Below are 9,433 nucleotides of genomic sequence, written 5' to 3'. Positions count from 1 at the left end.
GCACCTGACTTGCATCGCACCAGTTCTTAACCCATGCCACGTCAAGTGCGACCGATATATTCAGCAAGCCCTATTTAGTTTCAAACGAACAACTACATCGGCGGCCGCGACTTTAGCAGCGGCATCCCGAAAGTTGATTGCAGCTAATCTCACCTACGTGCAGTGTGCAGTGCAGGCCCCGCAGCGCAGCATTGCGGGGGCGTTAGCAGACGATTGTGGCTAGCCGTCTATTTCTCACCAATAGCGTGGCTTGACCAAAATTTTAACAAGCTTCCGAGCCTGCGGGTAGATCGTTTTTGTGTGAATTTGGGCGGAAGTGGGACAGGGGCATTGGCACTCGTAACGATAAACTCGGTTTTTTCGTTAATTCTTCGCTGCTAAACCGCCTATTTTCAGTACATTCCAGGACGCACTCTCGACGCTCACAAACCCGTTTTATTTACCCAAAATGCTGTAACAAAGAGAGCGCTGATTTGACGGATGTTAATTTGAAGGGGGCAATTATGCCGGATAGAAGTGTTTGGGCGATCGACTAAGATAACCGTTAGGAAATATTGTAGTCAGCTAGCAAGCGCCAAAAATCATACTATCTTGTAAAAGCAGGGTCGGATTTAGTTAGGATCTGTAGTGAGAGCGAGTAGACCCTTTCACGCAGGCGTCCTCTGCCAACGTTTTGTTTATTTGTACCCACTTACTTAAGTTAAATCAATCGGTATTTAATGCTGTGCCGCCAAATTTGATATAAGATCGAGCTAAATTTCTAGTGTGAGAGTAGAGGCGTTTGTGAGCCAACAAGATATTTTAAATTTAGCAAAAGAAGGCGATGCCAGGGCGATCGCATTTCTGATCGGCCAAGCACTCCAAAGCTTCGGCGTCACGGCTAAAGCCAGCCGGGAAAATGACAGCCTGCACCTGCTGCTGGAAGCAGAACATTTACCCGCAGAAGAAGCCTGTCTCCGAGTCGCAGTCAAAGGGTTGCAGCGGCTGCAACCAAATAACCTTTACTCAGTGACAGTTTACGGGCGGCGCGACGGCGAGCAATTGCCCGCTTGGACTCAGACGGTAGAATTAAAAAAACGCTTGACTTCCGAACCCGTGAGTCCGTTAGTTGCCGTGAATGCCGCAGTAGCTGCCAGTGCAGCAGTAGCCGCTAGTTTACCCGCTTCTCCCATTCCTGTGACTTTGCCCAAGCTAGAAAAACCTCAAAATGTCACCACTGCGCCCACTCAAACACCAGAACAATCTCCGCCCCAACCCCCTAAAATCCCAACTCCAAAACCCCCACATCAAAGGCAGCAAAAGCCATCACCGCAGCCAGAATTAGCAGGCACTAAAACTAAAAAATCTGGGCTGTCAGTCGGTGTTCTGAGTCTAATTCTCGTACCGATATCCGGCTTTGTGCTGGCTTCTCAACTTTACAAATCCTCACCCACCGCTACTAATAACCCTCTAACGTCAAAGCCTGCGGTACAAGAAGTGAGCTCGACACCCGCACCAGCAGCCGCAGCCAAACCCCTTCCCGCTGCAAAATCGCCCTCCCCGGCTGCCAAAAAACCTGCCATTGTGCCCGCCACTGTCAGCATCAAAGCAGTTGGTGACATGATCCCCGGCACAAATTATCCCTACAACAAACTGCCGGCAAAAAAAGAGATGTTATTGGCGTCCGTAAAACCGTACCTCCAAGGAGCTGATATTCTGTTTGGCAATTTTGAAAGCACGATGACCGATTATCCTTACAGTTCCAAAGCAGGCGGCGGACGAATGCTGTTTGCCTTTCGGACGCCTCCGAGTTATGCCAAAATTTTCAAAGATGTTGGTTTTGATATTTTGAGTATTGCCAACAATCACTCTTACGATTTTAACGAGCAGGGATTTAAGGACACGATTAAAAACATCGACAGCAACGGCATGAAGGCTGTTGGCAAAAGAGATCAAATTGTTTATAAAAATGTCAAGGGTGTGAATTTTGCCTTTATCGGTTTCAGCAACTACGGCGACGTTCACAATTCCTTGCTGGAACTGAAAGCGGGAGCAGAAGTTGTCAAAAAAGCTAAGGAAAAGGCTGATATTGTAGTGATATCAGTTCATGCTGGAGCTGAAGGAACGGGAGCTATCAATGTGAGAAATAAAACTGAGTTCTTTTACGGAGAAAACCGGGGAAATATGGTTTTGTTTTCGCGGACGATGATTGATGCGGGAGCAGATTTGATTTTGGGACATGGCCCGCACGTTCCCAGAGCGATGGAACTTTATAAAGGGAAATTGATTGCTTATTCCCTGGGCAATTTTTTGGGTTATCGCACTTTGTCCACAGCCGGAGCACTCGGTAAATCTCTAATTTTGGATGTGAAAATGACTCCGCAAGGGGATTTTGTTTCTGGTAAGATTATCCCCATCCAACTTGACGGGCGAGGTGTGCCGACTGTTGATAACAATTTTAGGACTGTGGGGTTGATTGACCGTTTGACCAAGAGCGATTTTCCCAAGACAGATTTGAAAATTGATGACAAGGGGATAATTTCCAAGAAATGATCGGGGCAATTATTTACTGAAGAAGTGCCTTATGACTCAATACGGTTCAGTTAGGGCTTTCAGACGAATTTCATTTCACGCATTTATCAGAGTTCCAGACTTGTGAAAGGAAATCAGATTATTCTTATCTGAACCGTATTGAGACCAAGATGAGCGTCAAAATAGCTCATACAGAGTTCAAGGATTGGCTGAATTATGTGCAAATATTTTTCCAAGAATCAACTTAGACAATTGTTAATTATTTTGAAGGGATTTGTAATTACTTTCTTAATCGCACAACAAGTAGAGTGATATCAGGAATAAATAATCGAATTAAGTTAATTATGCGACAAGGATATGGCTTTTCAAACTTTGATAATTTTCGAGAAGCGTATTAGCTTGCTTTTCTAATTAGATAAAAATATCACCGCAAGTTCAGGAGAACCCGCTAATCTAGTGATAACTTTATCTAACAAAATAAGCAAGCTAATACTTTTTCCAAGCATGAACGCCTCTATCTGTCCGCATGGATGTAGTCCACAAAGTAAAATCTCGGACGAAGCCAGAATATCAGCCAAGCGTAAGCTCCTAAACCTAATAGTGCTGTCACAATTAAGGGTAAACCCAGAGTCAGTTGCAATCTATCGGGAAGGAGAGCAACAGCGCAAACAGTAATAGCAAAGTAGATTAAAAGCACTGCTTGCAAGCGTTGCACAATCAAAAGTGCTTCTCGACAGCTACGACAATGTTGGGTGTGTTGTTTGTAGCGATCGAGGATTGGTTCGCGATCGCTATTGATATTCCGTGTTGGTGGAACATTGATTCCAACTTCGCTCCAAGGTAGTTGTCCGTGACAATAGCGATCAAACCAATTCCTAAACTCTATTACTAAACGGTCTGCACTTGTAGGTAGCTTATAGGCAGTTTTCCAGCTTTGGGTAGATTGTGTTTGTTGGAGAAAATATTCTTGCTGCTGTAGAAGAACCATATCTCCATCAAGAACCAGATTGCGATTGCTGATGTGATCCCACCAACGGGGTGTGAGATGATGGAGTGTTTTGCCAAAGTTACGGGTAAAAGAAGCGACAATTCTGGACTTACCGGGAGATACAGGTATACAGTAGGTGATAAGTCCAAACTGTTTGCTGCCATCGTTAAAACTGAACGCATACTCCAAGCGACAAGGTGGTTCAAAAGTGATTGTTCTTTGTACATCTGTTCCTATAGTCGCTTCAATCAAATTGGGTGTTGATTGCACAATTTTTATCGGGAGCGGTCTTGCTTGTTTGCGATCGCCCTGCACGCCGTGATGAGAAAAAGGAACATGACTCGGATCTGCCACATTTTCCACAAGAGTTTGCCAGTCATATTCTAAATCTCGTACAAAAGAAGACCAAACAAAGCCTTTAGTTGCATCTATTTGCGGTGATAAAGGTAAGGGTGTATTTGCAGCTTGTTCGCTTGATTTTGCATCTGGCCAAATCCAGAGTAAATCCTGTTGCTGACGAACTGGTAGTGCTACAGCACACAGATTTTCTTTATTCTTGCTTACAAGTTCTGGATTTTCCGCTTGGGGAATATGAGTACAAATTCCTTGCCGATCGAATTGCCAACCATGATAGCTACACATTAAATTCCCTGTTTCGTCATCAATGCGACCCTCACTTAGGGGAGCAAGCCGATGCGGACATCGATCTAAAAACACTTGGAAAGTTTCAGATGATTTTGGTTTCCAGATGACTAAACGCAGTCCCAGAAGTGTCACAGATGTTGGTTGCTTGGGATCTAAATCTTCGACTGGCGAAAGAGGATACCAATGCTGAAAAAAATTGAATTCGGGTTTCATTTTATCTCCTGAAGGCAGAGGACAGGAGGCAGGAGAAATGCTTCCGTCCTCTGCCCACGACTAAAAGCAGTAAGGGTTTAAAACCCCTTCCAAATCTGGAGATTTGGGAGCACTCGTTTAGACGGGGTTGGAATCCCTGTCTAAACGAAACATAAGAGCCTCCTTATTTTAATCCCAGACGCCACGAACTGTATAGCGGCTTGCACTTTATTTACGCGTGGGATCCCACACCCTACATCCCACACCCAGTGAATCAACCTGATGGGAATGTAGGGTTCTGCTCAATGAGTTTTCTTGTGGAGTGGGCAGGAGATCCCGCCCAAAAAAGGATTATTGATATTGGTGCAAGATGTGAGTTATGACGAGAAGCTATACTTCCGGTGACTCCTCAAATAAGCGATCGCCCCGGTGCAATCGATCGGCCATTTGATAAGTTTGTGCTTGCGATCGCACTGTCGGGGCATGGGCGGCTAAATACCTTGCCGCCGCTACTAATACCACAATGCGATCGCCCGCATTCTCTAATAAAGCATACTGGCGAAATGCCACTTCTACCTGCTGAATAACGTGGAAATCCCGATTTTCCCGCAGCATCAGTTTTCCTAAAACTGCCATCAACCGTTCCGATTTGCCACCGCTATATAAGTATTTGGCAACTAATTTACCGACTTGATTCACCTGTTGCTGTCTGTCCAACAAGTCTGGCAGTTGTTTGAGCAATTCCTCTGGATTCTCAACTACATCTGTTGGTTCGGGAAGTCGCGCAGGCGGTACATTTAAGAAACGGTTGAGATATACGCCGATCGCTGCATCGAAAACTCCCCGCAGCAACTCTACTGAAGGCGATCGTCGCAATCCTTGATGCACCGCATTCGCAAAGGTAAAGGGATGGTGCGCTGAATTCCAGTCGCTGTGGTCGTTATTCGTATTAAACCGGGCTACGCGGAGGGCAGCAGCATAAGTGACTGCACTGGCTAATTCGTCTTCGCTACAACCTTCTTTCAAGGCAGTTAAAAGTGCATCGACGATCGCCAATACATCTTCGCCCAACAACATCGGAATTAACTGTTCTCTTCCCAACCAATTGCCCCGGTGCGATCGGCCCATTTCTAAAGCTGCAGGCAACTGCGCCATTGCTGACTCTAAAATTGCCACCACATCCACAGGGTAGCGCCAAGAACTCGACTCTTCCATGCGCGCCGCATTCGCCAAACCAGCCACCAAACTCGCGAAAACAGTTTCTGCCCCTTCCCAATTCACTGCATCCAGGGCTTCTAACGCCTTGTTAATAAAGTCGAGGCTGTGACCGACATCAATGTAGCGGTGGTCAGTAGCGGCAGCAAACAGCATATCAGCAATTTGTTCTCGTTCAAGAGGCGCGCGTACTGCTGTCAACAAACATCGTTCCGCCGCTTCACTGTCTCTGATTTCAATAAATTGCCGGAACCAGCTTTTGAGTGTCTCTGCATCAACCTCAGAATTAGGCAAGGGGTGAACCGCAAAGTGAGGAGGTGCGCCTGCACTATCGCGGGCCACTGCCGAAAGTCCCTGATAGAGGGCGGGGGCTCGGTCTTCTGGATCTAGATAAGGCAGTATATTCATCAAGCAGGTGTGGATCGATAAACCCGTATCCCATCCCGATTTGTTGTAGCGGGTGCCAAATTCTAATCCGATTTGGAAAGGTTCGCTGGCAGTTGCCCCCTGATCTAGCAAGGCAATCACTGACTTGGCGATGACTAGAGAAATTCCTTGTTCTAACCCATCTTGAAGTCGCTGGCGCTGGTGGGCGTAAGGGTCAAGCTGTTGTGCTAAATTTACCCAAACTTCCCCGTCGCGAATTTCCGCTGGGAACGATCGCACGTCGTCGGCCCAAGAGTCAAAAGTACCGCCGCTGGCGACATCAAAGCGGGCGTAGTGCCAAGGACAGGTGACTATGCCATCTTTGCAAGTGCTGCCGTTGAGGGGAAAACCCATGTGGGGACAGCGGTTGTCGATCGCGTATACCCGATCGTTTGAGTAAAAAAGGGCGATCGTGTGTTTTTCCAAATTCACTAACAAACTGCCCTTTGTCTCGACTTCTGCAAGTTTCGCAGCGCGAACGTAATAGCCTGAAGTCTCAGCCATAAGTTTTTAAACTAATTTATATATAAACTAGATTAACTCAATGCCAGGGTATTTGCCTGAAGTAAAACAGGATTAAAAACTCAAGTGCTGATAGATGCTCGATCGATCGCCAGCAGGTTTATGTTTTGGCTTTATTCCAGATTCAGGAGCGATAGCAAAGCTTCTTTCATCTCCTCTACCGTTGTTGTCGCCGTACCGAATTGACGCACGACAATACTAGCCGCCAAATTGCCCAAAACTGCCGCTTCCCAACCCGATGCACCGACGCACAAAGCTAAAGTCATTGCTGCTACAACTGTATCTCCAGCACCGGTTACGTCGAATACATCAGTCTTGTTAAAAGGGGGAATGTCCCAACTTTGAATGGCAAATTCCCCCTTTTCACAATTCGATGTTGGAGAAGGTGAATTTTTGATTTCTTGGCCGTTGGCCCTTTCAAACAAAGTCATCCCTTCTTCGCCGCGAGTAATCAGGATTTTTTGAGCTTGAGTTAAGTTCAATAAATCGCGTCCTGCTTGCATTAAAGTGTGAGGGTTTTTGATAGCATATCCGACGGCTTGCTCGGCTTCTGGCAAGTTCGGAGTAAACAGCATTGCTCCAGAATATCGCTGCAAATTTATTTGAGCGTCTACAATTGTTTTGCCGGGAACCACTGCCGATTCGATCGCCAAATTTGTCAATACTCCGTCGCCGTAGTCGGAACAAACCACGGCATCTACTGTTGGTATTTGCTGCCGGATGTAGTCTGCCAATTGCAACTGCAAATCTAAATCCGGCAACTCGTCCGATTTGCGATCGACTCGGACAATTTGCTGAGTCACCGACTGCCGCGCGTGCCCGGAAATTCGAGTTTTGGTGACTGTTGGACGCTGCGAATCGATTAAAATCCCACCCGTATCAATTCCCGCCGCCTCAAAAATACCGCACAAAGCCTTTCCCTGGTCGTCTTTTCCCACCAAACCAGCAACTTTTACTTTGCCTCCCAGTTTGGCTAAATTATAGACAGCATTTGCGCCACCTCCGGGTACTTGCTGAGTATTTTCGTAGCGCAAAATCAACACAGGTGCTTCGCGGGAAATTCGCTCTACTTGTCCGGTAAGAAACTCGTCCAAGGTCAAATCTCCGATCGCTAATACCTGCGCTCGATCGAAGCAGTCTAATCTTTTCAATAATTGCTCTGTTGAGGCACGCAGTTGAGGCAAAAAATCGGAATAGTCGTTAGTCATTAACCAAAAAAATGAGACTGAGGAGTTGATAATTGAGTGTGGAACGAGCGGGAATTAAAAAGGGAGCATCTCAATGAAAGCAGCCCAGCTAGAAATTGGAGTTTTGAGGCCCGAGGCAGGAGGCAGGAGGCAGGAGGCAGGAGCAAAGAGGAAGAAGAAAGGAGCCAGAAGAAGTGTTTTTACACATATGAGATGCTCCCATTAAAAATCCTAATATAAATTAATAATTAATTTCCTCCCTTGTTTTATTTTTAACTTTTAATTGATTTTCTCACTGGGATTTTGAGAAACCAGTTGCAGGCTATTGGCGATCGCACTTGCTCAAACAATTTGGCAAAAAAATGCCGATAAAATCGCAGCCCTTGAGACTCAACGGAAAGTTTCACGGTGTGGAAGTTTCCTTCTACATAAGTGCCTTCAAAAAACAGCAGAATTATTTCAATTTCTGCTTGATGATTGTAATCACCTGAGTCATTTGTTTTTTGAGTGCATCAATTTCCGCTTGCATTTTCGCCATTTTCACAGTCATCGCCTCAATTTCGGCGGCGCCCCCTCCCGAAGTGGGTGCAGCGGCGGCGGCTGGGGCTTCCGGCACTGGTTTCTTTTTGGCCAGTACCATCGCCGATTTGATCGCCTCGGTTAGCTGCTTCTTCTCAAACGGTTTGGCGATAAATGCAAAAAAATGCTTCTCAAAGGGTTTCGGAATTTTTTCCATCACCTCTTCTTCGCGGCCCGACATGATCACCAAAGGTATCTTAGAAAGCTCAGGATGGGCTTGCACTTTTTGATACACTTCCCAACCGCTGACTTTGGGCAGTAGGAAATCTAACATAATTAGATTTGGACGGGCTTGACGGATCAGTTTGAGTCCCTCTTCGCCGTCTTTTGCTTCTAGAACTTCAAAGTTACCCTGCGGCAACATCTCTCGGACTCGGACGCGGATGACTTTACTGTCATCGATTACCAAGATTTTTTGACCAGCCACGACTGACTCCTTCAGTAATGAATGAGTGATGATTTGCAACCTTCAGTATATCCCTAACAGAATTCTACCCATAATTCTGGGCGAGTTTAGTTTTGTTGCACCTCGGCGCGATCCTGATTTCGGGTGGTACTCCTACAAGTTCAGGGGCTTTGATTTCGGATACGATCGAAGGAATTAACTCAATCGCCACTTAATTTTATGTCCCCCCAAACTCCTAAAACTCCTACTGTCAAAGCAGTTGCCGCCCAAATGCGGGGTGAAATCGAGGCGATGCCGGAGTGGTTGCGTAGGCCCGTTGGCAAAGCTAGCGAACTTTCCCAAGTGCAAAAAATTATCAAACAGCGGCAAATTCACACGATTTGTGAGGAGGGGAGATGTCCCAACCGGGGCGAGTGCTACGCGCAAAAAACGGCGACTTTTTTGTTGATGGGGCCGACTTGCACCCGCGCTTGTGCTTTTTGTCAAGTAGATAAAGGTCATTCTCCGATGCCGCTAGACCCGGAGGAACCGCAAAAGGTGGCGGAGGCTGTGCAGTTGTTGGGTTTGCGCTATGCGGTGCTGACTTCGGTGGCGAGGGATGATTTGCCGGATGGGGGTGCGGGTTGGTTTGCCAGGACGATCGCCCAAATCCGCATCCTTAACCCGCATACTGAAGTTGAGGTACTGACGCCGGATTTTTGGGGGGGAACAGGTAGGGGCGGTGCCCCCGTGCCCGCCCTCCCCGTGCCCGCCCTCCCCGTG

The 9,433-nt window shown here is 46.8% G+C and carries 8 protein-coding genes; 4 read left to right on the top strand and 4 right to left on the bottom strand.

Annotated features, from left to right (window positions below; all coding sequences use genetic code 11):
* The 3 genes from QUB35_RS37560 to QUB35_RS37550 form a co-directional block, all read left to right on the top strand.
* Window positions 1–223 (top strand): hypothetical protein (locus tag QUB35_RS37560; protein WP_333147975.1); only part of this gene is annotated, 223 nt, incomplete at its 5' end.
* 560 nt (window positions 224–783) lie between these two features.
* On the top strand, window positions 784–2,532 hold the full coding sequence (locus tag QUB35_RS37555) for a CapA family protein (protein WP_333147973.1): 1,749 nt from the start codon (window positions 784–786) through the stop codon (window positions 2,530–2,532).
* 287 nt (window positions 2,533–2,819) lie between these two features.
* Window positions 2,820–2,909 carry a transposase gene (locus QUB35_RS37550; protein ID WP_333147970.1) on the top strand — a complete coding sequence of 30 codons (90 nt, stop codon included), beginning with the start codon at window positions 2,820–2,822 and terminating at the stop codon, window positions 2,907–2,909.
* 116 nt (window positions 2,910–3,025) lie between these two features.
* Here the strand turns inward: QUB35_RS37550 and QUB35_RS37545 are convergent, their stop codons facing one another.
* From QUB35_RS37545 to QUB35_RS37530, 4 genes are all read right to left on the bottom strand, one after another.
* Window positions 3,026–4,357 carry a Rieske 2Fe-2S domain-containing protein gene (locus tag QUB35_RS37545; protein ID WP_333147968.1) on the bottom strand — a complete coding sequence of 444 codons (1,332 nt, stop codon included), beginning with the start codon at window positions 4,355–4,357 and terminating at the stop codon, window positions 3,026–3,028.
* Between the two features lie 369 nt (window positions 4,358–4,726).
* Window positions 4,727–6,481 (bottom strand): Rieske (2Fe-2S) protein, encoded by a 1,755-nt coding sequence (locus tag QUB35_RS37540; RefSeq protein WP_333147966.1) that lies wholly within the window; start codon window positions 6,479–6,481, stop codon window positions 4,727–4,729.
* 131 nt (window positions 6,482–6,612) lie between these two features.
* Complete coding sequence (locus QUB35_RS37535) at window positions 6,613–7,707, bottom strand: PfkB family carbohydrate kinase (RefSeq protein ID WP_333147963.1); 1,095 nt, start codon at window positions 7,705–7,707, stop codon at window positions 6,613–6,615.
* Window positions 7,708–8,140: 433 nt separating this feature from the next.
* Complete coding sequence (locus tag QUB35_RS37530; RefSeq protein ID WP_333147961.1) at window positions 8,141–8,692, bottom strand: response regulator; 552 nt, start codon at window positions 8,690–8,692, stop codon at window positions 8,141–8,143.
* 198 nt (window positions 8,693–8,890) lie between these two features.
* Here QUB35_RS37530 and QUB35_RS37525 point away from each other — a divergent pair.
* The coding region (locus QUB35_RS37525; protein WP_333147959.1) for a lipoyl synthase at window positions 8,891–9,433 on the top strand (543 nt) is incomplete at its 3' end.

It is taken from the genome of Microcoleus sp. B13-B6 (assembly GCF_036705405.1).
Classification (GTDB): domain Bacteria; phylum Cyanobacteriota; class Cyanobacteriia; order Cyanobacteriales; family Microcoleaceae; genus Microcoleus.
Note: the sequence above shows the minus strand (reverse complement) of the source record. Positions and strands in the feature narration are given on the sequence as shown.